Origin of the sequence: Pontibacter virosus, from assembly GCF_003096355.1 — a bacterium.
Classification (GTDB): Bacteria; Bacteroidota; Bacteroidia; order Cytophagales; family Hymenobacteraceae; genus Pontibacter; species Pontibacter virosus.
The window spans coordinates 1-26300 of the sequence record NZ_QEKI01000024.1 but is presented as its reverse complement, the minus strand read 5'-3'; the positions used below and the strand labels follow the sequence as shown (position 1 = coordinate 26300).

General features: G+C 46.2%; 21 protein-coding genes. 6 read left to right on the top strand and 15 right to left on the bottom strand.

Annotation, left to right across the window (positions count from 1 at the left end):
* Nucleotides 1-12: 12 nt before the first annotated feature.
* The 8 genes from C8E01_RS20900 to C8E01_RS20865 all read right to left on the bottom strand — a co-directional run bounded on the left by C8E01_RS20900 (nt 13) and on the right by C8E01_RS20865 (nt 11554).
* Nucleotides 13-792, bottom strand: coding sequence for a hypothetical protein (locus C8E01_RS20900; protein WP_165820705.1), 780 nt, complete (start codon nt 790-792; stop codon nt 13-15).
* Nucleotides 777-2207 (bottom strand): hypothetical protein, encoded by a 1431-nt coding sequence (locus C8E01_RS20895; RefSeq protein WP_116545404.1) that lies wholly within the window; start codon nt 2205-2207, stop codon nt 777-779. The genes C8E01_RS20900 and C8E01_RS20895 overlap by 16 nt, the downstream gene beginning before the upstream one ends.
* Nucleotides 2208-2333: 126 nt before the next feature.
* Nucleotides 2334-3458 (bottom strand): hypothetical protein, encoded by a 1125-nt coding sequence (locus C8E01_RS20890; protein WP_116545403.1) that lies wholly within the window; start codon nt 3456-3458, stop codon nt 2334-2336.
* Between the two features lie 122 nt (nt 3459-3580).
* Entirely contained in the window at nt 3581-5134 is a 1554-nt protein-coding gene (locus C8E01_RS20885) for an MATE family efflux transporter (protein WP_243409748.1), read from the bottom strand.
* Between the two features lie 120 nt (nt 5135-5254).
* Nucleotides 5255-6352: an NAD-dependent epimerase gene (locus C8E01_RS20880; RefSeq protein ID WP_116545402.1), complete on the bottom strand. Its 1098-nt coding sequence runs from the start codon at nt 6350-6352 to the stop codon at nt 5255-5257.
* 248 nt (nt 6353-6600) lie between these two features.
* Complete coding sequence (locus tag C8E01_RS20875; protein WP_116545401.1) at nt 6601-8925, bottom strand: GumC family protein; 2325 nt, start codon at nt 8923-8925, stop codon at nt 6601-6603.
* 20 nt (nt 8926-8945) lie between these two features.
* Nucleotides 8946-9740, bottom strand: a complete 795-nt coding sequence (locus tag C8E01_RS20870; protein WP_116545400.1) for a polysaccharide biosynthesis/export family protein — start codon at nt 9738-9740, stop codon at nt 8946-8948.
* Between the two features lie 272 nt (nt 9741-10012).
* The gene (locus C8E01_RS20865) at nt 10013-11554 is read right to left on the bottom strand and encodes an N-acyl-D-amino-acid deacylase family protein (RefSeq protein WP_116545399.1); all 1542 of its coding nucleotides are present in this window, start codon (nt 11552-11554) and stop codon (nt 10013-10015) included.
* A gap of 299 nt (nt 11555-11853) precedes the next feature.
* On the opposite strand from C8E01_RS20865, the gene C8E01_RS20860 reads away from it, so the two are divergent.
* Together C8E01_RS20860 and C8E01_RS20855 are read left to right on the top strand one after the other, a co-directional pair.
* Nucleotides 11854-12432, top strand: coding sequence for a hypothetical protein (locus C8E01_RS20860; protein ID WP_116545398.1), 579 nt, complete (start codon nt 11854-11856; stop codon nt 12430-12432).
* A gap of 109 nt (nt 12433-12541) precedes the next feature.
* Entirely contained in the window at nt 12542-13003 is a 462-nt protein-coding gene (locus C8E01_RS20855; RefSeq protein WP_116545397.1) for a YybH family protein, read from the top strand.
* A gap of 74 nt (nt 13004-13077) precedes the next feature.
* Here the strand turns inward: C8E01_RS20855 and C8E01_RS20850 are convergent, their stop codons facing one another.
* From C8E01_RS20850 to C8E01_RS20830, 5 genes are all read right to left on the bottom strand, one after another.
* Nucleotides 13078-14310, bottom strand: coding sequence for a nucleoside recognition domain-containing protein (locus C8E01_RS20850; RefSeq protein WP_116545396.1), 1233 nt, complete (start codon nt 14308-14310; stop codon nt 13078-13080).
* A gap of 92 nt (nt 14311-14402) precedes the next feature.
* The gene (locus C8E01_RS20845; protein WP_116545395.1) at nt 14403-15851 is read right to left on the bottom strand and encodes a M14 family metallopeptidase; all 1449 of its coding nucleotides are present in this window, start codon (nt 15849-15851) and stop codon (nt 14403-14405) included.
* A gap of 98 nt (nt 15852-15949) precedes the next feature.
* Nucleotides 15950-16351 carry a hypothetical protein gene (locus C8E01_RS20840; protein WP_207774931.1) on the bottom strand — a complete coding sequence of 134 codons (402 nt, stop codon included), beginning with the start codon at nt 16349-16351 and terminating at the stop codon, nt 15950-15952.
* 184 nt (nt 16352-16535) lie between these two features.
* A complete protein-coding gene (locus C8E01_RS20835; protein ID WP_116545393.1) occupies nt 16536-17102 on the bottom strand; it encodes an SAM-dependent methyltransferase in 567 nt (188 codons plus the stop codon).
* A gap of 175 nt (nt 17103-17277) precedes the next feature.
* The gene (locus tag C8E01_RS20830; protein WP_116545392.1) at nt 17278-18696 is read right to left on the bottom strand and encodes an APC family permease; all 1419 of its coding nucleotides are present in this window, start codon (nt 18694-18696) and stop codon (nt 17278-17280) included.
* A gap of 248 nt (nt 18697-18944) precedes the next feature.
* On the opposite strand from C8E01_RS20830, the gene C8E01_RS20825 reads away from it, so the two are divergent.
* The 4 genes from C8E01_RS20825 (at nt 18945) to C8E01_RS20810 (ending at nt 24251) form a co-directional block, all read left to right on the top strand.
* Nucleotides 18945-20423: a Do family serine endopeptidase gene (locus C8E01_RS20825; protein WP_116545391.1), complete on the top strand. Its 1479-nt coding sequence runs from the start codon at nt 18945-18947 to the stop codon at nt 20421-20423.
* 10 nt (nt 20424-20433) lie between these two features.
* Nucleotides 20434-21180, top strand: coding sequence for a DUF72 domain-containing protein (locus tag C8E01_RS20820; RefSeq protein ID WP_116545390.1), 747 nt, complete (start codon nt 20434-20436; stop codon nt 21178-21180).
* Nucleotides 21181-21336: 156 nt separating this feature from the next.
* Nucleotides 21337-23766, top strand: coding sequence for a TonB-dependent receptor (locus C8E01_RS20815; RefSeq protein WP_116545389.1), 2430 nt, complete (start codon nt 21337-21339; stop codon nt 23764-23766).
* A 155-nt stretch (nt 23767-23921) separates the two neighbouring features.
* Nucleotides 23922-24251 (top strand): DUF983 domain-containing protein, encoded by a 330-nt coding sequence (locus C8E01_RS20810; protein WP_243409747.1) that lies wholly within the window; start codon nt 23922-23924, stop codon nt 24249-24251.
* A gap of 108 nt (nt 24252-24359) precedes the next feature.
* Here the strand turns inward: C8E01_RS20810 and C8E01_RS20805 are convergent, their stop codons facing one another.
* Nucleotides 24360-25241 carry a DUF3078 domain-containing protein gene (locus C8E01_RS20805; protein WP_116545387.1) on the bottom strand — a complete coding sequence of 294 codons (882 nt, stop codon included), beginning with the start codon at nt 25239-25241 and terminating at the stop codon, nt 24360-24362.
* Nucleotides 25242-25416: 175 nt separating this feature from the next.
* Nucleotides 25417-26115, bottom strand: a complete 699-nt coding sequence (locus C8E01_RS20800) for a protein-L-isoaspartate(D-aspartate) O-methyltransferase (protein WP_116545386.1) — start codon at nt 26113-26115, stop codon at nt 25417-25419.
* Between the last annotated feature and the right edge of the window lie 185 nt (nt 26116-26300).

The following is a 26300-nucleotide window of genomic DNA, read 5'->3' as shown; positions in this document are numbered from 1 at the left end:
TCTAAAGTCCACTTATTGTAAATTACTAAGTGCCTGTTTAATCAATTTTACATTAACCTGTGGTGTATATTGGGCGTCTATTTCTATAATATTGATATTTCTAGACTCTAGTACAGGTATAATCTTGCTGAACGTTTGCTGCCAATTAAAAATATCTTCTGATAATGCTCGATTGTCTTTGCCTATATGAGAAGCAATCACCTTGTTTCTTATAGTCAGCCGATCAACAATAGTGGAGATATCTGATGTATTTATGTATATAATTGTGTGGGATAGGGGTAATAAATCTAAATAATTGTCAATAAACGAAGAAAACGAACTTTTATAAGAACGAACCAGGAAGGACTTTTGCAAAAGTCCTTCCTCAATTATACAAGGTTTGATTTTAGCTGATTCTACAATAGCCTGGTATCTGCAGAAGTCATTAAATAAATGATAAGTTGATCTGTAACAATTATGAATACTTTCTACTTCTCTCAAGTCTGAAAAGTGACTCCAACAAAGGTTTGCCAGTTCTTGATGATGTTCTATAAAGCGCATTCCATAATCAGTGGGAATACTTTTTGCCCTTTTTCGCCCGAAGTAGCTCCGTGCTTTATCTTCAAGCCATTTTTTAAAATTTAAAACAACAGGTGGCTTAGACGCTAAAAGCTCATCTTGATAAATCCAATTTAGATCAGCGGTCCAGCTGTTACATAATTGATTATAGATTGTAGATTTGCCAACCCCAGGTGGCCCTACAATTTCTATAATCCTACCTGTATGCTTAGAACAGCTCATAATAGATTCCAAATTTCATTTTTGATTTCTGCTAATACCTTATCGTAGGGTTGGTTTGAATCAATGTTAACAACTTTAGCATTCTTGAAATTTATATTATTTAGAGCATCACACTTTTGAAAAATCTTGATTTTGTCATGTTGTGGTTTTCTCTCAAATGCAGTGTCTGGACTAACATTGAGTTTTATTACAATATCTGGAGGTAATTCATTTACTTGATCAAACAAATTCATTTCTATCCTGGAGGTCCAACTATGTGTTGATTTCTGAAGATTTGGACCATCGTTAATCCCTAAAATGCTCTTTTGGGGGAATCTGTCACAGATAATAATGCTTCCTGAAGTGCTCATTCGTTTAGCTAAACGAATAAAGGTTAGCTTTTTCTTAATTAAAATGAGATAGTAAAAGCTTCCAACAAATTTCTTCAAAGCTTTAGAAACCCGACTGTCTAGAAAAAAAACATCAGTTCTGGAGAGGAGAATCTTATTATTACTTTTTATATATGGGTTCTTTCCCATATAAAAATAATGGGTGTCCATTTTATAGGTTAGCCATTTCACTAAATCATTGCTAAGCGTACTTTTGCCTGAGCCATCACTTCCCACTAAAGCAATTATTTTGCCTCCACTATTTAGTGTCTTTCCTAGTTTATGAGGACCTAAAAACCTCATGGAGTATTTAAAGGCGTTTATATTGAGTTTAAAAAAAGTCGATTTTAAAACCGATTGAACCCAAGGTGATTTAAAGTATGGTTTCATCTGGGTATAAAGTGATTTTGATATTCTTACTATACTGTCAGCATCTTTATTTACTTTGATGTGATCTATGGTCTCAAGAAAATTATTAGGAACCACTATGTTAAGCTCACCACACAGCGATAGGAGATTCTTTGGGTCAGTGTTTTTAAGCAGATTGATTAATTCATCCTTAATGTAAGGAGGTATGGCGGGGGTAGTGTGGATTCGTTCACTGGGTGGCATTTTAGCCCAGATGCGTACAAGTAATATTAAAACTTCCAACTCAGGCTTAGGTATAGGCCATCCAGTTTGCTCATCTTTAATAACATGATCAAAAAAGACATCTACCCAGGGGAGATGGAGGTGTTTAACATGTTGTATACCTGTTACCAATGCATAATGAGTATGTACATGTAAGAATTTGCCCGTCTCTCGATCAAGTCCTAGCCAATCATCCACATTTGGATAAGAGCTCCAAGGCTGGCTTCTTAACCTCTTATAGCCGAGTTGTAGCATGCTCGACTCAAATCTTGTCCGATCCTCTTGTTTGATAAGAAGATCCAAGTCAGTTTCCCCGGCAAGGGACTTGAGCAGATGGCTATTGCTTTTCCAGTGAGCAAATTTTATGTTGGATCTCTCAAGTTCCTCACGCAGTCTTACAGATTCCTTTGAAATTGTATAATTATGCATAAAAACAAAGTTATAAACCTATACCTGGCCGCTTTATTAAAAAATAAATGTTGTGCTATCTCCTTTTATCCCTGAGGCGCATCGTTGTTGATAAATACCTCTTCCGTTAAGTATGTATACCTATAGTCAGGATACTGTCACATTTGAGGTCTCTTCTATAAAATTTTGAATTCTGTCATCTAGTTCAAGCAAACTGTTTCTGTACTCTTCTCTGGCTGCGTCTACAATACCTTGATAGGCCGTTACATTGCTCGTCACGTTCTCAATAGTTTCAAGTAAATCGCTGCCATCCCAATCTATAGGTATGTATGTCTGGTCGTGTAGATAAATATTTGGCCATGTCTCAAGAATATCCATGTTAGGCTTTATGAGCAATGCTCCATTAAATACGGCCTCGAAATCACGAAAACAGACCTCTCCCCATCCAAATGGGCTTAGAACTGAAGCCACATTTTTGATTTCCTCATTATATGCCTTTTGACTTATCTTGCCGGATATGACTTTATTGTTTTTTTTGCAAGTGTCTAAAAGTACTTGTCTTTGGTAGGCTATTGTATTTGGCAGGCCCTTGTATCCAAAGCGGGCATGTACATAATCAGATTTATTTTTTAAGTCACTCGGCCTGCTAAGTTCTTTTAACGTTTTGCGGTAATAGTGTAAATACAATGGTTTTAATGCTTTTGAAAAATTATGTCCGACTGCCGATCTTAACATTTTAATTAATACTTGACCAGGTATAGGGTATACTCCACACCCCAAATTCCAAGACACCCGGAGCTTGTTCAGAACAGAAGGGTCACTTGGTCTTTCTCTTATTTTAATAACCTCATCAGCAATACCATACTCCGTATTATAGTAGTCAGTAAAAATTTGACTGCCATACCTAGGCTGCAGATACAGATTCTTATTTATAAGTAGCTTGCCTTTATAGTATAAATCGACCAGGTCCATGTACTCGTAGTGAAGGCTGTCACTTCCGGCGCCATCGTCGAGCATTATTACGCGGTTGAATCTTCTTCTAAAATTGTTTATAAAGTCTCTCTTACGCTCAGTATTATGTTTAAAAGATTCTTTGCCTTTGAATGTACGGACTAGGACTACACACTCACCTTCTACCTGCATTGCTTCTTTCGAATCAATGCTTACAAATTCAATTAAGTGACTATATTTTGACACAATCAGAGGGAAAAGTGTGTAAAGAGCCTCAATTTTTGAATTTGAATGTATTACGTACAGTTTATTTTTTATCATGAATTTTATGCGTTTAAGTGCGAAACGTAAACTGTAATCATTGGCAACATAAGGATTGAAGGCACAGAGCCCCTCAGATTGTTTCTAGAGTAATATCATTTATGGAATCATAAATAAAGCTGTTAATCTCTTTTAAAGAGTTTTATACCTGATACAACTTCCATAATTTCCTCCCTATCATTTATGCTAAGGGCTAAGTGCCAGAATAGTAGTCCTGAACCAACCGTAGAAATTGTGCCCGCTCCAATTAGGGATATCCAGTTTGGTATACTGATCTCCTGACTCAAATATGCTGCTATCAAAAAAAGGATAACACTTATAACAAAAGGTTGAATTTTTTGCCTAATAAAGATGCTGGATGTATCATTCATTTTTTCCTTCAGAATCAGAGGATAACCTATGGTCAGTATGAATCTTCCAATGAGAACGCTACTGCATAAACCAATAATAAAATACCTCTCAACTAAAAAATAGGCAAGCAGTATTGTAACACCTGACGCCAGTGAAGAAAACAATACTTTCTTCTTCATATTAAGTGTTACATTGATTATAAGGCTATCGATTTGGAAAAATATGACTTGAATGGAGACAAAGAGGATCATTAAATTTTCAAAGCTACCAGCATAATGCTCCAGTCCGACCCAGAGCCTGATAAAAGAACTATTGAGCAATAGTATGGTTACCCCTATACTTGATGCTAGTAACCAGTTTATTGAGGTAATGATTCTTCTTGCCTTCTGAACCTTATCAAACTCTTTCCTGCTGTAAAGGCCACCTACTCCAGGTATAATGCCCATGATGATTGCATTGACAAATCCTTGTAATGCAAGGGATGTAAACATGGTAATAGCGTATTTGGTCACGTAGATTGGCCCCACCAGATAGCCTAGTAAAATCTTATCACTATGGAGTAAAAACATTTTAGACATGGTGAAGGCCATAAACCAGCCGCTTAATTTCCCATATGATACAACCCTTGACAGGTTTGTTTTTCCAAACCCAAACCAGCCAATGTTTTTCTTCACTATAAAATAGAAGGTTGCACCTGTTATGAGAGCTGTTATTACCTCAACAGCAGACAAACCAATAAGTCCAAAACCTTGCGTGATTGCCAGAACCTTAATTGCACCACCAAATGCAACAATCCCTGCGCGCAAGCCCATGCGCTTAAAACCAAGGTTCATACCTCTTAACACTGACTCAAAGAGATTGAAGACCTTGTTTATAACAAGGGCTAGCACGAGAAAAGAACAAGCGATTCTTATGATGTCATGATACTGTTCGTCTGCTTTAGTAATATATGGTGCGTACCAGGTTATTATACCCCCTACAATAAGTATAAATGGTAGGATAAGGCCAGTTACAACCAGAGCTGTCGTAACGTCGCTTTTTAACTCTTCGTCCTCAGCTATATCCCGCTTATTAGCAATTGACCACTTTAATACCTGCGTTGCCCTGGTATCAGCCATGCCGGCATAGTTGGTCATCTGGCTAAGCATTTGCCAGATACCATACATAGAACTACCTAGACCCCCAATTATAAAAGGGCTTACGACAAACCCTGTTATCTGTGCTCCTGCATAATCTATTGTACTGGTAATAGAGTTTAAATAAGCACGTTGTTTGAGGTTCTCCTTCTTCTTTGCCGGCGGGGTTTGAATAACATTCTCGCTCAAGGTATTCAGGGTGTAATTGGGTATGAGTCTTTTTTTTATGACTTTTCAAATCAGTATACAATAACCTCCTGCCACACTGATGTTATTGGTAAGGTTAATAGCATAAAACTGTAAAGCATTCTAAGCGCTATACCTGTGCTGTTCTACAACATCGTTAGAGAGTTTCCTTAAGGTATAATACTGCTTGTACCATTCCGTGAAATGCTTCAAGCCATCTTCTATAGGTGTATTAGGTCGGTAATTGAATTTTAGCATGAGATCATCAACATTCGCCCAGGTAGATGTCACATCGCCGGGTTGAAGGTCCTGCATTTCAAGAACTGCTTTTTCACCTAAGCACTTTTCAATTACCCGGATAAACTTCATAAGACTTACAGGCTTATTGTTTCCAATATTGTAAATACAGTAAGGAGCAGTAGAGCGAGAAGGATCAGGGTATTTGCTATTCCATTCGGCACAGGGTTCAGCAGGTTTATCCATTACGTTTAGTATACCATCAACCACATCATCTATGTAGGTGAAGTCCCTTTTCATTTTACCGTGGTTAAAAACAGAGATAGGCTTACGGTTCGAAATAGCCTCTGTGAAAAGAAAGTAAGCCATATCAGGGCGCCCCCAAGGACCATAAACCGTGAAAAACCTTAACCCAGATGTAGGAATTCTATATAAATGGCTATAAGTGTGAGCCATTAACTCATTTGCTTTTTTACTGGCTGCGTACAACGACACCGGGTGGTCCACTTTGTCCTTTACAGAGAAGGGCATTTTCTGGTTAAGGCCGTATACACTGGATGAACTAGCATAAACCAAGTGCTTTATTTTGCAGTACCTACTTGCTTCAAGTATATTTAGGAAACTAACCAGATTAGATTGAGCGTAGGCATCTGGGTTGGTAATAGAATAGCGTACTCCAGCTTGTGCAGCCAAATGCAGAATAACGTCAAAGTTCTCTCTACCACAAAGATCTAGCAACTGGCTTTTCTCTTCCAGATTCATCCTAATAAATCTATATTTAGGGTGCTTATAGCTGGTTACCTCTTGGTTCCACTGGATAAGGTCTTCAGAAATGCCGCTTTCAGCGAGACGATCGTATTTTAACCTGGTATCATAATAGCTATTGATATTATCAACGCCTACTACCTCATCACCCCTCCTGAGCAACTTTTCAGCTAGGTGAAATCCAACAAAACCCGCTGTTCCTGTGACCAATACTTTCATCTGCTTAAAACTTTTGTGGATGAGAAATAATAAATTAAGTAGCACCTACTGATATAGAAATTAGGAGGTGCAGCTATGTTAAGTACCTACCTTCAATAAAGATCTACCCGCTGATATCCAATTTCGGACAAGGCTTCTTCTGTTTTTTCGGGAGTGACAAAGTAATAGCTTATATCTCATCTATAAGAGTAGGTTAACTCCTCAATAAAAGATATTTATAATCTGCTAAAACTAACCTTGTAGATGGCTTATGCTCTTGCAGCAACGCCATGTTTACGATAGGCTTTGTCTTTATATTTATACTCATAACCATAGCCGTAACCATAGCCGTATTTGCCTTTTGCAAAACCTCGGGGTTTCACAGCATTAAATACAATCGCTGTATTATTGAGTGATTTTATTTTATTGTCGGTTTTTAGGCGCTGTACAAGGCTTTTTGGCGTATAGGCATGTCGCATTACTAACAGTGAAATGTCAGAGTACTCTGAAAGCAGATAAGCGTCTGAAACCAGGTCGATAGGGGGGGTGTCAATAATCAGGTAATCAAAGATATTCTCCAGATGATTAAACAGACACTCCAATTTACCATTTAGCAACAGTTCTGTATGGTCACCAATATCATTACCAGCCGGCACAATAGTCAAATTGCTGAAGGTGGATTTTACAAGTATGTTTTGGATAGGGATATCCGCACTCAAATACTCGATTATACCTTCTCTCTTAAATAAATCAAACTGTACGGATGTGTTCGGATTTCTAAGATCGAAATCGAGAAGGGCAACTTTTTTTCCGGAGGAAGCTAAACTGAGTGCCAGGTTGGAGCTAACGTAACTTTTGCCTTCGCCTGGAATACTTGATGTGACTAAAATCTTCTTTTTAATAAATGTTCGCCCGTACAAGCCTAACGAAACTCTTAATTGTCTAAATTGCTCAACTACAGAGGCTTCTGTGGGTGCACTAAACTTATTGTCTTTACCAGGTTTTACAAACGAGAGTTCAGCTACAATAGGGGCATTGGTGTATAATGTAATTTCAGATCTGAATAAAAGATTGCTGCTCAAAAGTTCTTTTCCGGTAATAAATGCAACCCCTGCCACAAGTGATCCGATAATAGCCATCAGGTATATGTACATCGGCTTCGGGCTAATAGGAGTAGTAGAAGAACCTGCCATGTCAATTACTTTACTTTCTTCTACAGAAGGGGCATAGGAAAGCACTGTCTCTTCTCTCTTTTGCAGGAGAAAATTATAAGCATTGTTTTTTACTGTCTGCTGACGGTTAAGCTCCATTAACTCTCTTTCTTTCTGAGGTATAGATTGTAAGACAGAGTTGTAAGTGCTGTTGGTAGAGGCTAAGTTTGCTCGACTTGCCTGCAGATTAATGCGCTGGTTGCGTATGTTTTCCAGTATGCGCGGTCTAATATTTTCAATTTCATTAGTAACTGCTATAAGTATGGGGTTATTCTCGGCAGTTGTGTACTTCAGCTTTTGATACTGAATTTCTGAGTCATATAGCTTTTGCAGAAGTTGATTAAGTGCTTGGTCATTAATGCCCAGGGTAGATGGAACAAAGCTTGCTGAGTTATTTCTAGACGTTACGTAGCGCTCTACTTTGTCTAGAACAGCTAATTGAGTGGTTAGTTCTGACACTTTTCGGTCATTATCCCTTACATTTTCTAAGTATAATCTCCCTTGTTCACCTAGGTTGACTCCTCCTCTAGTAGATCGGAATTGTACTACTTCATTTTCTAACTCCTTCAACTCATCTACAACCGTTTTAATACGCTCTTCAACGAACTCAAGTGTGTTAGCAGCTAACCTATTTCTTTCATTAACTGCTAATTGCTTATATGCGCTGATTAAGTGGTTGAGTATATCTTCACCTCTCTGTGGTACAGAATCCTTTAAGTTCATGTTTACAACAGAAGAAAATTTACTGGAAGCTTGAATTCTAATTCTACTGACTAATCCATGTGCTACGCTCTGGGGATCAACAATAGAGAAATACAGTGGGTGTTCTGCATCTTTAGATTTATGAGGGTTTTCAGTGAATTTGATGACGCCGTAGGGGGAATTATTCCACTGTTCGAGCGGATATTCTTTGTTATCAATAAGTACTGTATTAAGTGCTTTATCAAAAATGAAATAAATATTGGGTGTACTTGTTGCTTTCTCAGGTTCTTTCAACTCCACTATTATTGGAGATGTGGTGTAAGCAGGTATTGATCTAAATTTTCCTTCTTCATATATAGGTGCATACAGCTTTAAGTCGTTAACAACTTTGAGCATTAACGCCCTTGATTGAAATACATTAATTTCGTTCTCAACAGTTTTATTGGATGTAAAGGCATCAATGGATTCAGTCAATTTCGAATCACTCACACCTTTCTTTTCATCTTTGATCATCAATGATGCGGTTATCTCATATACTGGTGTGGCATAGTAATTTAGGTATACCCATGCTCCAGCCAGGGATAGTATGAATAACATTACAAACAAAGGCCAAAATGGCATATATTTGTTCATTATAGAGGATATAAAACTATCTTCAGAGCTATTAATGCTATTACTCATAAGCTTTTATTTGTTAGAGTTTATCTAGTGAGACGATCTACAGCAATCACAATCACCGTCAAGCCGCTGAATATTACAGGCAACCATTGTCTTGCCGGGCTTGCACTTTGAATTTTTGTTACATTAGGCTCAACATAAATAATGTCATTAGACCTTAGGTAGTAATAGGGAGATTTGAATATCTCGTCAGATGTAAGATCAATCCGGGTAAGCTTCTTTTTGCCGTCTTCTTCCCTAATCAGCAGTACATTTTTTCTGCTTGCATAAATTGTCAGGTCCCCTGCCAGTCCGAGAGCCTCCAAAAGTGTAATTTTTTCGTTAGGGATGGTGAGTACAGAAGGGCGCGCAACTTCTCCTAACACTGAAATTTTGTAATTTAGATAGCGAACATCTACAATAGGATCAATTAGTAGTTTTCTAGTAATCAATTCTCGTCTAATGACATTCTGAAACTCCTTTTTTGTAGAACCCGCAGCTTTTACTTTACCTAAAAAGGGTAGTTGTACAAATCCATCTTGATCCACTAAGTATCCAATGACGGGGGAAACAGTGCTGGTTGCAGCTGTATTTGAGATGCGTGAAGTACTGGGGTTAGAAACATTGAATAACTCAGTCGCCTCTGGATTGAGACTGTTGATGTTAATACTTAGGAGGTCATTGGATTGGATAATAGGCTCATGACTTTCATAACTGCCTGAAATTTCTGTATTACCTATATTATCAAAGTACACAGCCTCTTTAGTACCTGTGCAGGCAGATGCTAAAATAATAAAAGTGAGTGCACTAAATATATACTTTGTAGAGATAGATCGCATGTTTCTAAAAGCAAGGGTGGATGGTGTTGATAAGAATAGTTAAATAAAAACGTATTTGGTTACAATACGAGTGTATTTTATACTAAGTTGCTTTTAGGTATATATTTGTTCTGAAATGATTATTTTTTATATTATTCTTATAGCATGAGGAATTAAGCAATAAATACAGGTTTGTGTATTCGTTGCTTTTTATAATTAACATTAAGTCCCAATATAATGAGTAGAAATAACCAGTTAACTATGGATACTATACAAACTGGTAGCTAGGACATTTACCTTTGTAGCATACTTCCCATGCCCAATGGTGCTGCTTTTGTCCCCTCTCGCACCACCACCCCGTTCACCAAAACATACCTAAACCCAGTAGCCTCCTGATTTGGATTCTCATAGGTAGCGTTCTCCCGCACTTCCTCTGGATTGAACAGTAGCAGATCAGCCTTAAACCCTTGTTTCACGAGGCCGCGGTCGCGCAAACCTATCGTTTCAGCAGATAGCCCCGTCATTTTATGAACAGCTTCTTCTAAAGCCAGTAGCTGTTTTTGCACGACGTAAGTTTCCAAAATGCGGGCGAAGGTGCCGAAGCTGCGGGGGTGGCGCATAGAGGGGCTGCCATCACTGCAGACCATCACATGTGGGTCTTTTAGAAAAGTCTCCTGCAGTGCTTCGTCCATGATAAAGTAGGCACCGTCTGCACCGTAGGGACCAATGTCTTCCATCAGGGCCAATTCAAACGGCTTGTTAAGCTTTACAGCTACTTGTTGCAGGGTCTTGCCTTTGTAAGGACCAGAACCGATCAGCGTTGCCTCCGGACCATTGCGCTGTAAGATCTTGTTGCGCAGGAAAGTGGCCAGTTCCTGACGGCGGGTCTTCAGTACTTCCTGGTAATCATTGGGCTTTTTAGCCCAGTCCGGGAACAGAATGGCGATGCCGGTATAACTGGCGGTATAGGGATAAAAATCAGCTGTTACCTGTATACCTTGCTGGCGTGCAGAGTCCAACAGTTGCAGGATGCGGTTGGCACGCGCCTCACCTTTACCATACACTACCTTAATGTGCGAGACATGCACAGGGCAATTTTTACCCTGTTCCAGAAGCTCCCTGATTGATGCTTCGACATAGGCATCGTCTTCGTTGCGCATATGGCTCATGATAATGCCTTCTTTTCTGCCTACGATCTGAGCAAGTTGGTTGAGCTCAGCAGAGCGGGCATAGTAACCCGGGCTGTACTCCAAACCCGTGGTCAGGCCAAAGCAGCCAGCATCAAGTGCATCTGTAAGGAGCTGTTCCATTTTGGCCATGCCCTGCGCCGAGGGGATCGAATCGTAAGCTATACCTGACAGCATACGGAGTGTGTTGTGACCGGCAAACATGGCCACATTAACCCCCAGCTCTTTCCCGTCTACTTCCTGCATCCACTCTTTTAGGTTTTCACGTTCCGGGCTAAAGCCGTCCTGTCCCAGGCAAATAGTAGTCACACCCATCGAAAGGAAATTAGAAAAATCAGGTGTCTCGAGCGGATCGCCATGGGCGTGGGTGTCAATGAATCCTGGAGTCAGGTATAGGCCGGAGGCATTAATGGTGCGAGTCGCAGTATAAGTTCGGGTAGTGTCGGGCTCTATGAGCGCGATGGAATCGCCATTGATCAGGACATGCGCAGCATAAGCTGCATTGCCAGTGCCGTCTATTACCATGGCGTTGCGGATCAGGAGTTCGTACTGTGTTTGATCAGAAGCTACCTGCTGGCAGGAGGCAAATATCAGTACAGTGACTATAACCTTGGCAAATAGGGCAGTGAGACGATGCAGTTTTTCCATTCTTTAAAGATAATTTATTAGCTGTAAAAAGCAAGGTATTTCTGATTCCAGCTATAGACTATGCTCCACCAAAGCTTATAAAACAGATTTTTATTATACCTGATTTAATTTTTTTTGGCAAAGTGATGAGGTTATTTATGTTCTTATATATCAATATGTTATAGGTTGCTCGGGTAGAGCCTAATAGTTTTTTAAGGGGTATTTTCGGAATGAGCAGCATCATTTTCTATCGTACTGGCACGCAACTTGTAATTAGTCCTGACAACAGAGTTAATGTTTTTAACAAAACTGAAAGTGTTATGAAAAAGGTAAGCTATATCATGAGCCTGGCACTGATGGCATCAGTAGCTTTTGGCGGATCAGCTGAGGCGCAGGAAAAAAGAACTGGCTGGAGCCCTCAGGCAAAAGGTGCTGTGATCGGTGCCGGTACAGGTGCCGCTGCAGGCGCTATTATACATAAGCGTAACCGTGTAGTTGGAGGTGTTGTAGGTGGTGTTGCCGGTGGCGCCGTTGGTTACGGTGTAGGCAAGGTGATCGACAACAAGCAGAAAGAGCGTGAAGCAGAAGCGGCTCGTGTAGCAGCTGCTGAGAGAGCCGCCGCAGCCCAGCGTGCCGCCGCCGCAGAACGTGCGTCAGCTAATAGAGCCACAGTAGCCAAGAATACGCCAGCTCCAGCAAAAAGAACTCCTGCTTCGCAGTCAAGTTTAGTGGCTGCCACTCCAGCTGAGACAGCAGCAGCCAATTCATTGGCGATGATGTATGCCTCTGAAGATGGACCGACTCCTCAGACAGTTTATGCCAACTTCCTGCCTAACCTGGATTATGGTGACCGCAGCAAGCCATACTATACTTCTGAGGTTCGCAGAAAGAGCTGGTAACACCTATACCCTGTACCTTCTCCCGGCATAAAGCTGGGAGAAGGTATAAATCCAGCGATGTAATTTTCACGTATTGCGACGTGATTTACTCACCTAAATTTTAGAAATCATGAAAAACATACTTTACACCTTATTTGCCTTATTCTTTTTGGCTTCCTGCGCGAAGTTGGAAGGGGGCGAGTCAGTGGATGTTCGTGAGCTGAACCAGGAATTTATCAGTGCCTGGAATGCAAGGGACTCTGACAAAGTGATCGCGATGATGTCCGAAGATGTGCAGTTTCTGCAAGGCGAGGTCATCTACCGAGGTAAATCTGAAGTGTCGGATAAATGGGTCCGTGAAACCATGGGCACCATCGCCGATTTGAAAACATACCCGGTGAGCTCAGGTTCCGATACTCAGATTGCTTATGAGGCCGGTACGTTTTCAGTAGACGTGCTGCCGGCTAGTCCCGGTGAACCCCGTGGACTTGGCGAAGGCAACTTTATGCTGCTTTGGAAAAAAGGAGAAGATGGCAATTGGAAACTGAGCTATGCTCAACTGGAAGGTCATCCGGTTGTTGCCAGAAATTAAAAGGATAATAATTAAATAAAAAAAGCGGCTGGTTCTGTAAGACCAGCCGCTTTTTTTATGGGTACAATACAGCTCTAGTGAAAGAACAGGTAAGCGATAAAGATGGCGGCAATAGCGCCGGCTAGGTCGGCCAGCAGGCCGCAGGTGAGGGCGTAGCGAGAGCGCTTAATGCCAACAGAGCCAAAGTAAACCGCCAGCACGTAAAAAGTTGTCTCGGTAGAGCCCTGGAATACCGAAGCCATGCGTCCCACAAAAGAATCCACACCATAGGTGGTCATGGCTTCCACCATCAGGCCACGGGCACCACTACCACTTAGTGGTTTCATGAAAGCAACAGGAAGGGCAGGCACAAAGTCCGTATTCACACCTGTCAGGGCAATCAGGTAACCTATGCCATCCACGATCATATCCAACGCACCGGATGTACGGAACACCCCGATCGCTACCAGGATGGCTACCAGGTAAGGTATAATGGTGATCGCCACTGAGAAGCCCTCTTTAGCACCCTCAATAAAAGCTTCGTACACGTTCACTTTCCGGATAAGCGCCAGCCCCACAAACGAAATGATGATCGAAAACAGAATCACGTTACTCGCCACCTGCGAGATGACACTCACTTGTTCCTGAGAGATTGTGCTGAAGTAGTAGATAAGCCCCACAATAAGCAGCATCAGTGTGCCGATGTAGGCCAGGATAACGGGGTTGAACAGGTTGATGCGCTGGTACAATGCAACGGCTATTAAACCTACCGTGGTAGAGAAGAAGGTAGCCAGCAGGATAGGTATAAAAATATCAGAAGGATCGGCGGCGCCCAGTTGCGCCCGGAACACCATGATGCTGATGGGTATAATGGTAAGGCCAGACGTGTTGAGCACCAGGAACATGATCTGAGCGTTTGAAGCCCTTTCCTTGATCGGGTTAAGCTCCTGCATCTCCTTCATGGCCTTTAAGCCTAGTGGTGTGGCGGCATTGTCAAGCCCCAGCATGTTGGCCGAGAAGTTCATCAGGATAGAACCGAACACGGGGTGGTTTTTCGGTATCTCCGGGAAAAGCCGATTGAAGAAAGGTGCCACCAGGCGGGAGAAAATGGCAATGATGCCGCCGCGCTCACCAACTTTCATCAGCCCCAGCCAAAGCGTCATCACACCGGTCAGGCCGAGTGAGATCTCGAAGCCGAGCTTGGCGTTGTCGAAGGTGCTGGTAACGAGTTTCTGGAAGATCTCCACATCGCGAAACACGATGAGCTGAAACAAGGCAATAGCAAAGGCGATCAGGAAGAAGGCCGCCCAGAGATAATTTAATACCATGTAGCGAAGGTTGGTCTGGAATCAGTCTGTAAGATACAAACTGATTCCAAAAGGGGAAGGACTTTGGCGGACAAATTTGTCTGGGCGCAGGCTTAGTGCAACAGCCCGTGGTAGAGGGTAGGTCGTTCCCCCTGCAGATCATACACAAAACCGTTGAGGATCGCATACCTCGTTTTGTCCTGGTCATCTTTCAAAACAAAGTTGGCAGGCTCGTCGAGTGTCAGGTGATGGTTAACGATGCTGACTATACCTGTCACGTTGAGAGGGAGCGAAGTAGGATCGGGCAGCACGCCAGGCAGGTGGCGCACCCGGATGGTGGTGTAGCCTTGCATAAGCAGATCGGTCCCGAGCTCCGCTGTCAGATCATCCAGGCTCTCGATGGGCTGCTCGTATACCTTGCCCGGCACGAGCGTAAGGCCGGTCGCATCCAGTTCCTCGTAGCCATGGAACACACTCATGTCACCGATCTCTTCTACCGCACTGCTATGGTAAAAGCCGAGGTGATTGGGAGCATCTACTTCCAGTCGGTTAATGCCGATGTCCAGTATAGTATCGTGACCATTTTCGGTATAGCGGACGTGGCGCAGCACGAGGTCGTAGAGGTGCCGTTGGTTTTCAGGTATACGGTTGTACCCTTCCAGCTCAAACGCTTTGTAGTTATCCTCTGCAATCAGGTATAGCCCCGAGAGGATGGCCGTAAAGTTGAGTTGGCGGATGTGCTGCTTTTCCGGGTCGCTGTGCTGCCCGCCCGATTCGACTAAAATAACGCTGGTGCCCCATTTCTGGATGTTATCGCCAAAAGCCCTCGGCTCGTGCTCGTCGTTGAACTTGGCCACCTGCCCAGGTATAAACTGCTGCAGTACATGGTCCATTCCGGCAATGGTACGCATGGCCCGCTCACGAACCGTGTTGATGTTGCGGTCATAATCGTAGGCTGGGGCCAGAAAAGAGATCGTGGCCGGACGTGCGGTATAGCCGGCAGTATAGTAACGACTCTGGTCGTGCAGGTTAAAGCCGAAGGCCGGCTCCAACTGGTCGCGCAACTGTTTCAGCAAGACAGACTCCGGACTTTGTAGACGCAGGGCATCACGGTTCATGTCTATACCTAGGGCATTGCGGCGGGCATACATTTCGGCCCCGTCCGGGTTGAGCATCGGCACCATGTAAAGGGTGAGATGCTCCAGCATGTGCTTGCGTACCGCATCCAATTCATCGGACTGGCTGAGAAAGTGCAACAAATCGAACAAGGCCATAGTGGCGGTAGGCTCGTCGCCATGCATCTGGGACCAGAGCAGGACCTTCGTTTTGCCCGTGCCCGCTTTGATCAGGTAGATCGAACGGCCCTGTACCGAGTGGCCAGCCACCTGCACGTCAAACAGCGGCTTTTCCTGCAGCTGTTCAATTAGCGGCACAATGTCGCTGTGCCGGAATCGCCGGTGCCGCAAGGCGGGCTCCTTATACCTGTAGTGGCTGTTGTAAAGCAGTCGGCCAAGTTCCTGTAGGGTGGCAGGTATGTCGGTGTTTAAAGGTGTTGTATTCATAATGTCAAATTGAGTGCTCTCTAAAAAAAGCGCCTCCCGCTCCAGGGCTATACCTGAAAGGGGAGGCGCTGCCCGATGGGGCTATACCTGATGGCGGCTTAGTTAGTCGGCCATGCATTCCACGGGATGCGAACCAAGATCAGGATCAAGGCAATGGTGTAAAAAATAGCGATGCTGCTGAAACGCTTCTTGTCGTCCTGCAGACGCTTGGAACGGGCATACCCCACTGTGATCAGTACCACGGCAATGATCATGGTTAGCGGGTGCTCCAGTATGTACAGCCTGGAAGTGGAGTCCTTCATAAAGCCTTCTGTTGCGTTACTAATTCCCAAAGGCGATACAAAGTAAAGGATCACACCGATCACCCACTGTAAGTGCGCAGGAATAAGACCCAAAAGGCCTCTTTTTCTATCTTTGTCTGTAAACGGCTTGTTGCCAGACATACCCATAAAGGCAAAAACGATGCTAACGATAAGACCCAGCAGTACCAGATAGGTCATAAATGAGTGTAAGTGCTGTATTCCTGTATACATTTCGGAGATTGTGGTTAGTGTCAGCTGTAAATATAGGAATTTTATTATCAATTCAGATAAGTAGACTCTATTTTAAGCGGGTGATGAGCTGGCAAAAGAAAGCCCCGCACAAGCGGTATGTGCAGGGCTTTTCGATGCGATATAGTTGTGTTTAACGGCCTTTACCAATCTTTTTGCTTTCAGGTACAGTCCACAGGTATATCGTGGAACCGTCAATCACCTGCGTTTCTTCCGGCTCCCAGTCGCCCATATCGAAGGCGTGCGATACGATGCGGGTACCTGGCTTTAACTGCTCAAGCAGCACCGGGCGAAGCTTCATGTTCACATTCGGCAGCAGGTATAGCGTTACCACAGAGGCTGGCTTGTAGTCCACCTTAAACAAGTCCTGTTCTACAAATTTCACCTTGTTTGTCACACCAGCTTCCTGAGCATTTTCGTTTGCTTCCTTGATGCGCTCCGGGTTTATGTCGAAGCCCATGCCTGTGGCCCCGTGCTCTTTAGCAGCCGTAATCACGATACGGCCATCGCCGCAACCTAAGTCGTACACCACGTCCCCATCCGATACATTTGCCAATTTCAGCATGGCATCTACCACCTTCTGTGGAGTAGGCACATAGGGTACATCCAGTTTAGGAGCTGTGGTCGTGGTCTGGGCGAATGCCACTGTGGCGAAAAGTGTCAGCACGAGGGTGCCAAGCGAATGTTTGATTGCTCTCATCTTGTTTTCATTAAGTTAGTAATCCATTTAAGAAAAATAAAGGTATAAGGTGAGCAGTTCTGTTGTGGCGTAGCGTAACGCGCACAGGCTGTATTTACGTACCACCTGGATCAGTAGTTCTTAATTGTGGCATTTTAAGTAGATTTGAGTAGGATTCATTTAAGCAAACTTGTGGTCAGGCTGTCTGTTCCTCTTGTTTCTGAATGCGCGGTATGGCCAGTAGCACCAGCACACCTACTGCCAGTACGCCTATACCTACCAAGGCGCCTAAACCAGTGTACATCAGGCTGGAGTAAAACAAGTAGGCACTTGTGAGGCAAAAGATAAGGGGCAGTACAGGGTATAGCGGCACTTTGAAGGGTCTCGGACGCTCGGGTTCCTTGCGCCGCAACACAAACAGAGCTATACCTACCAGCATTAAAAAGAACCAGAAAACCGGCGCCGTATACTCCACCATGGTCTCGAAACCAGTGCGGGTGAACAAGGCCAGCCCTACCAGCGCCAGGGCTATCACCCCTTGCACCACATAAGCATTCACCGGCGAGGAGGCTTTGGTGTTCCACTGCCCCAGATAGCTGAAAACCGGGAAGTCGCGGCCGAGGGCGTAATTGGTGCGGGCTCCGGTCAAGATGGTGGCATTGGCCGAGGTAAGGGCGGCAAGCACCACAATAATGCCGATCAGCACCATTCCTGCGTCGCCAATGGTTACCTGCGCCAGGTCAGCGGCTATTGCAGCCGAAGAGGCCATGCCCTCCAGACCCAGCACATGCAGGTAAGCCAGGTTTATCAGCAGGTAGATCAGGGTGATGATGGCAATGCTGGCGATCAAGGCAGTGGCCATACCCCGGCGGCCGCTTTTGAGCTCTGCGGAAATGTAAGCTGCCTCGTTCCAGCCTCCAAAGGTAAGCAGCACAAAGACCATGGCCAGTCCCATGGAAGTACCGTTGCCTGCGCCTGCATTGCTTGTGGCCGCTGCTGCCGTTTCGTTGGGCGTGAACAGAAATGCCGCGCCCAGCACGATCAAAATGCCCAATATCTCCAAGATGATCAAAAAGCGCTGCACCCCCGTCCCGAAACTGACGCCAATAATGTTGATAGCGGTGAGCAGGATAACGACCAATGCGGCATAAAGCACCGACGAAAACTCTCCAATGCTGTAGAGCTGCGCCATATAGTCGCCGATGATGAAGGAAAGCAGAGCAATGGAGCCGGTCTGGATGACGCTCATACGTGCCCAGGCAAACAGAAAAGCCAACCGCTTACCGAAAGCTCTCGTCAGAAAATGATAGTCGCCACCTGCATGCGGAAAGGTGGTGGTGAGTTCGGCGTAGCAGAGCGCCCCGATCAAGGATACCAAACCGCCCAGTAACCAGGTCGTCAGGAACATGGTACCGCTTTCCACATTGGCTGCCACCAACGAGGGCGTCCTGAAGATGCCCGCACCTACCACCACCCCCACGATCACAGCAACGGCATCGAACATACTCAGAGCGGGTCTTGGCTCTGCTATAGGCTTTTCCTCTATTAGGGCTGTGGCCTCCGTGCTGGCCAGTGTCGCGTCTGTTGCTGGGTAGTCTTCGTTCAGGTTGGGCATAGTCTTATCGATAGGTATAGGCTTGATCGTCTCTGACCCACTGTTTACGGACAGCAACAGGATTTAAGTTGTAAACCGTACGCTTTTTTAAAGAGTATTAGTATAAAGAGCGAGCGCCTTATCACGCAGGTATCGCTCAAGAAACGATTCATCTATCCCTTAAATAAGCCATTATGAATTCAAATCTGCCTTTCAGCCAACCTGGCCGTATGATTATCGGTAAAGCAAATGGTAATACATCAAAATTTATGGGAAAAGCTGTCGGCACCTTTCTAATTGCCATCCTATCTGCCGTGCTCGCCATTGTAGGGTACAAGCTCTTTGAGGGTAATTCTTCACAAAACGGAAACTTTAACAATAACAGCGGTGCCGCCATGCCGGTGGTGTCTTCGGTAGGCAACCCGGATTTCGTGGCGGCCGCGGCCAACGTGACTCCCGCCGTGGTGCACATCAAAACCTTGTACAACGCTGCGCAAACCAGCCGCAACCCGATCTACGAAATGTTTGGGATGCCACAGCAATCTACTCCGGCAAGGGGCTCGGGCTCAGGGGTGCTTATTTCGAAAGACGGCTACATCGTCACCAACAACCACGTAATCGACCGGGCTTCAGGTATAGAAGTGGTGTTGCCTGACCGGCGAACTTTCGAGGCGAAGCTGATCGGAACTGATCCCAGCACGGATCTGGCCCTGCTAAAAGTGGAGGGAGGCGACCTGCCAGTGGTACCGCTGGGTGATTCAGATAAGGTGCAGGTAGGGGAGTGGGTGCTGGCAGTAGGCTATCCGCTTTCGCTCAACTCTACGGTAACGGCCGGTATCGTGAGCGCCAAAGGCAGGAGCATCGGCATCCTGAACCGACCGGGACAGGGCGGCTACGTTGACCCGGCGCAGGTGGCCAACACCGCCATCGAGTCTTTTATCCAGACCGATGCGGCCATTAACCCGGGTAACTCGGGTGGGGCGTTGGTCAATACCTCCGGCCAACTAATTGGAATTAACACGGCCATTGCTTCCCAAACGGGCAGTTATGCCGGCTATGGCTTTGCTATACCTGTTAACCTCATGCAAAAAGTAGTAAGCGACATACGGGAATTTGGCCGGGTACGCCGTGGCTTTCTGGGTGTGAACTTCCCGGTTCCGGCTGTGGAAGACCAATTGTTGCGGTCTCGTGGTATCGATCCGGGCAAGGTGAGTGGGGTGTACATCATGGGCGTACAACCGGGTAGCGGCGCTGAGAAAGCGGGCTTAAAAGAAGGTGATATAATTCAGGGGATAAATGGTATTGATGTGAATACCTCTGCGGAGCTATCTGAACGTATTGCGCGCCATTACCCTGGTGACAAAGTAGAACTGGCGCTGTTGCGGGACGGCAAACAGCGGAAGGCTACCGTTACCTTGCAGGGCGAGGAAGAAGAGACCGTATCGGACACCGCTGCCAAAGGACTGGAGGCGAGGCTGGGAGCCAATTTTGCGCCACTAACCGACCGCATGAAACAGCAATATCGTCTGAACGAGGGCGTATACGTCACGAAAATTCAGCCAGGCGGCTTCTTTGATTCGGCAGGTATACCAGAGGGCACCGTGGTGGCTCGCGTGAATGGACGCCCTGTTAACAGTCTCGCCGACATCAGTAAATCGCTGGCAGCCTCCCGAAGTGGCATGGTGCGCCTGGATGGTATCACGCCAGACGGAACGGCCTTTGTGTTCAACTTCCCGCTGGGTGCATAAGGGGGGATGAATGACGGATTTAAATAGACTATACATCGGCACTTCCGGCTGGAGTTACCGCTGGCGGGAAGTGCTGTATCCGACCGAACTCAAGTCAGCGGACTTCCTGAACCACTATGCCACCCGTTTTAACTGCACCGAAATCAACAGCAGTTTCTACCACTTCACCATGGCCAAAACCATCGAGAAGTGGCTGGCGCAGACACCGGCGCATTTTAAGTTCGCGCCCAAGTTGCACCAGGAAATCACGCACAAACGGAAGTTCCAGGATATAGAAGAGCCGCTGCAGAAATTCATGTCGCGCTACCAACTGATGGGCGAACGGTTGGGACCAGTGCTGGTGCAAATCGCGGGCAGCTTCCGATTCGACAAAGCTATAGCCGGTGACTTTTACCATACCTTGCGGAAGCTATACCCAAAGCAACCCTTCGCGCTGGAGGCACGGCACGTGTCGTGGTTTACAGATGAGTCTTTTGATTTGATGCGTGAGTTCAACATCACCACCGTCAATGCCAATGCTGGCAAGCGTTTTCCGGGGACCGAAGTCACGACCACCGACATGGCCTACCTGCGGCTGCATGGCGATGAGAGAATGTACTCATCTTCCTACTCGGACGAAAAACTGGAGCGTTATGCCTACATGGTAAAAGACTGGCTCGAAGACGGCAAAGAGGTATGGGTTTTCTTTAACAACACCATCGTAGGCAATGCCGTGCTTAATGCAGACAGGCTGCGGCAAATGGTGACTGAGTTGTAAATTTTTAAAAGCGACTAAAAGGCTAAGTGTTTAAACATCAAAGGGTTGATTTAAGGTGTAAATCCCTGGGAATCTATTCACTAAAAATATATAGTGTTTTCAAAACATTTTGAGTGGAAGTGTGTACTACCTGCGATATAATTTAGTCTTTCAGCTATGCGCTTGTTCTTCTTTCTAACACTGCTTTGCCCTGTCCTCAGCTTTGCACAATCGGGCGTGATTACGGGCATTGTACGCGATGCCAATACCAAAGAAGCCCTGATTGGGGTATCGGTACAAGTAGTCGGTGCACAATTGGGTACGGTCACCAACGAGAGCGGTGCCTACCGCATCGACAACATTCCGTTGGGAAGCTATACCTTGCAGAGCTCCTACATTGGCTATCAGGCGCTGAGTAAATTCAACGTGAATGTGACGTCGGGCAATGCCCAGATCATCAACTTCGAGCTGGTACCGGCATCGAGTCAGCTGGGCGAGGTGGAAGTGGTGGCGCGGCGTCGTCAGAGCGCAGCCATCGCCGATATCGTGACACCACTTTCAGTACAGAGTCTGAGCACGGAGGAAATTCGCAGCAACCCGGGCGGTAATTTCGACATCTCGAAAGTGGTGCAGGTGCTACCGGGTGTAGCCACCAGCGGCACAGGCGGGGGCAGTCGCAACGACCTGATCATACGGGGCGGCGCGCCGAGCGAAAATGTGTATTACCTCGATGGCATCGAGATTCCGCTCATCAACCACTTCACCACGCAGGGCAGTGCCGGCGGCGCGACGGGTATACTGAACGTGTCCTTCATCGAAGATCTGAAAGTGAGCTCTTCGGCCTTCGATGCCCGCTACGATAATGCGTTGGCCTCGGTGTTTGAGTTCAGGCAGCGCTACGGCAACCCGGAGCGCTTTTCGGGCAACGTGCGCCTGAGCGGTTCGGAGTTTGCGGCCACGCTGGAGGGACCACTATCACCTAAAACTACCTACCTCGTGTCGGCACGCCGCAGCTACCTGCAATTCCTGTTTAAGCTGCTCGACCTGCCCATCCGACCCAACTATTGGGATTTCCAGTACAAAGTAGACCACAAGATCGACAATAAAACCTCGCTTTCCTTTATCGGGGTGGGGGCCATCGACGAGTTTGCCTTTGGAGTACCACGCAAAAGCACGCCCGAAAGCGAGTACATCCTGCGCTCTATACCTTCGAACAACCAATGGAACTACACAACCGGCGTGGCGCTGAAGCGACTCGTCAACGATGGGTATGTAAACCTGGCGCTGAGCCGGAACGCTTTCAATATTGATCTGGAGAAGATGGAGGCGGCGCAGGAGGGAGGTACTCCGCAGCTCACGCTTAAATCGAATTCACGTGAAACCGAGAACAAATTGCGACTGGACGTGAACAAGTACCGAAACGGCTTCAAGTACGCTTATGGCGTGTCGGGGCAGTATGTGCAGTTCACTAACGACATCTTTAGCTTGATCCGTAATGAGGTGCGCGACGAAAACGGCAACCTGGTGCAGCCTGCCGTAACGGTTAACTACGACACCAACCTCGACTTCTTCCGGTATGGCGCCTTCGGGCAGGTGTCACGCTCGGTGCTGAACAACCGGCTTAGCCTGTCGTTCGGACTGCGCACCGACATGAATTCTTTCACCGATGAGGGCCGCAACCCGCTGAAAACACTCTCACCGCGCCTGTCGGCCTCATACCTGCTCACCGACAAATGGACGATCAACGGATCGTGGGGCACCTATTATAAACTGCCAACCTATACCGTGCTGGGTTACCAGGAAAACAACGACTTCCTCAACCGCTCCGCCGATTACATTCGGTCTATCCATTATGTGCTGGGCACTGAGTTTTTGCCGCGCGAAGATCTGCGCTTCACCGTAGAGGGTTTTTACAAAGACTACAGCAACTACCCGGTGTCGCTGCGCGACGGTATTTCGCTGGCCAACCAGGGAGGTGATTTCGGGTCGATTGGAAACGAGGCCGTGAGTACTACCGGAAAGGGGAGGGCTTACGGAGCCGAGTTTTATGTGCAGAAGAAGCTGACAAGAACGGTATTCGGGGTGCTCTCCTATACCTATGTGGTCAGTGAGTTTGCCGGCACTGACGGCCGCTACGTGTCCAGCGCCTGGGACTACCGCCACCTCGCTTCTGGCCTGCTGGGCAAGAAGCTGCCACGTAACTGGGAGTTTGGGGCCAAGTACCGCTACGCGGGCGGCGCGCCTGCCACGCCTTTTGATCTGGAGGCCTCGCAGCGCAACTATGCCTCCTTAGGGGTAGGTATACTCGACTATACCCGTCTTAATACTGATCGCTTGCGGCCGTTCAGCCAGCTAGATGTACGCATCGACAAGAAGTGGAATTTCAGCCGCATCACTCTCGACCTGTTTCTGGACATAGCCAACGTGCTGGGCAGCAACACGCCGGGCTTCGACCGCTATACCTTCCAGCGCAACGAGGACAATACCGGCTTCGCCACCACCGATGGCAATCCGCTGCGTTTGGATGGAGGCAATGCTATACCTGTCATCCTCAAAAACGACGATGGCAATCTGGTGCCGACACTCGGTTTTATCGTGGAATTCTAACGGTGTAAATTAGGTTAATTAATACTCTTTGTCTCCAAATTTCGTACCTTTGACAAGTATGTTGTAACATTAGATAAACAGCTAACATGAGCCAGAGAAATTCCGCTTTATATAGTATTTTATTTAACCGATGCCCGCGGTGCCGGGAGGGTAAAATGTTCAAGAGCGGCCTTTACACCACCAAGTTTGCCGACATGCATGAGAACTGTCCCTGCTGCGGACAGGCCTTTGAGCCAGAGCCCGGCTTTTACTATGGCGCCATGTATGTGAGCTTTGGCTTTAATGTGGCAATCTTCATCATTTCGCTTCTTTTTCTGTCTCTCTTTGTAGAGGAGATCACCATGGCTATGATGATCGGAGTGGTAGCTGCTGTGGTAATCGGCTTACTGCCTGTAATTTTCAGGTGGTCGCGCTCACTTTACATACACATATTCGTGCGCTACGAAGGACCTTGCAGTGAAATACCCAAGAAGGTGCATTCTTAATGGAAGTAACCTTTAGCAGGCAGTAAACACATCATCCTGTATACCTTAAAATAAGCGAGAGCACCCTGGGCATACCAGGGTGCTCTCGCTGCTTATGTGAGAGGCAAATTAGTTTACGCTAAAACCCTGCATGGTATAGAGAATGCCCAGGCCGAGTGACTGGTTGTACTGCACATCGCTGTCCTGGTCGTAGTCGTAGATAAAATTGGCCATCAGGTTGACGTTGATGTAGCGGTTTACCTTGGCCGTGAGTACGGAGTTGAACATGTGGTCGATGCGCTTGCCGGACAATTCCTTGTAGTTGATGTAGGACATGTAGTTCAGCCTTAGGTTGACGTTCGTGAAGATGTCGCGGTTGTAACTTGCCTGGACCATGGCAGCGAGCCATTCTGTACGTACGCTTTTGCCTTCCGGTACGCCGTAGCGCTCATTCACCGCTACATTATCATCTGCCAGAAAGGTAAAGCGGGGCGCAAAGGGACTCAGGCGGAGTGAGAAATAAGGGTTGGGCTTATACTCAGCTCCCAGCGCAAAGGTCAGAAAGCCCGGTGACAGGAAGTTGGAGATCAAGCGGTCGTTGCCGTCAGCGTCAATGTCATACTCATAACCCCTGGTAAACTGCGACAGAAAGTTTGCTGATACAAAGGTGTTCCAGTCAGATGAGATCGCATAGCCATACTTGGAGTCCAGAAAGATGCGGTCGATGCTTTTGCGGTGCTCTTCGCCTTTGTTTTTAAGCAAGCCATACTGCATCTGCACGGCATTGTCCCAGGATATTCTGTCCAGCTTATAGTCTGCTCGTGCATCGAGGTGCGAGTTAAAAGCGATTGAGCTAATGCCGCCCGCTTTCCAGTTGTCGCTGAAGGCGGCCTGGTTGAGGTTGATGCCAGCCGAAAAAGTTCTGCGCCAGGTGGTGTCGGGCTCTACCTGTGCGGTTGCTGTAGTTACAGTTAACAAGATAATCAGGAAAGAAAGTAAAGTTTTCTGCATGTGTAAGCTTTGATTTGAGAATGAATTATGAATAGCAACCTCAGTTGAACATAGGTATAGAACTATGTTTCTGAGTTGCTATATAGCGCTTACGCAATTTTGCAGGTATAGGTATGGATTTTTATGATTTGCTTGCTTTTCTGGCCAGGTAGATAGCTTTCTCGGTAGGTATAAGTTATTTCTGTCCTTCTCTTGTAAAGGGTACAAACACCACCGGCATCAGGTTGCGGGTGATGGCTTTGCCCCGTTTCTTTTCGATCAGTTTGAGGGTTTGAGTCCTGTGCACGGGCCCGACAGGTATGACCATGCGTCCACCTTCCTTGAGCTGCTCAAACAGGGGAGGGGGAACAGATTCTGCACCAGCCGTCACGACAATCGCATCGAAGGGCGCGTGCTCTTCCCAACCCGCGTAGCCGTCGCCGATTTTTACCTCCACGTTATCATAACCCAGTTTCTTTAGTCGGGCTGCGGCCATTTTGCCGTGCTCCGGAATGATCTCGATGGTGTATACCTCTTTCACGATCTCAGCCAGGATGGCAGCCTGATAGCCTGATCCGGTCCCGATCTCCATCACTTTCATGTTAGGTTTGGGCTCGATCACCTGGGTCATGTAGGCTACCATGTAAGGCTGGGAGATGGTTTGCTTGTACCCGATGGGCAAGGCACCGTCCTGGTAAGCTTTGGAAGCGATAGCAGGAGGCACAAAGAGGTGTCGTTGCACGGAGCGCATGGCATTCAGTACCGCTTTATCACTTACGCCGCGGCCTTTGATTTGTCGCTCCACCATTTGCTCACGCTGCGCTTTGTATGCGTCTTCCTGCACAGGGATTGTTGACAGCAGCAAAGAAAGCAGTATGTAAACCGGCATCATCATAGCCTTCTGAATTTTAGCGGTAAGTATAGTTATTTATACTTCTGCCTATAGATTATGTTATGGGGCTGTAGACAGGAAAATACAAATTTCGGTAGTGGTCTACAATGTATGATGTAGGAATAAGTATGGCAGCAAGGGTGTTTACAGGAAGTTATGTGCGAGATAACTATCCAGGTAGATTGCCC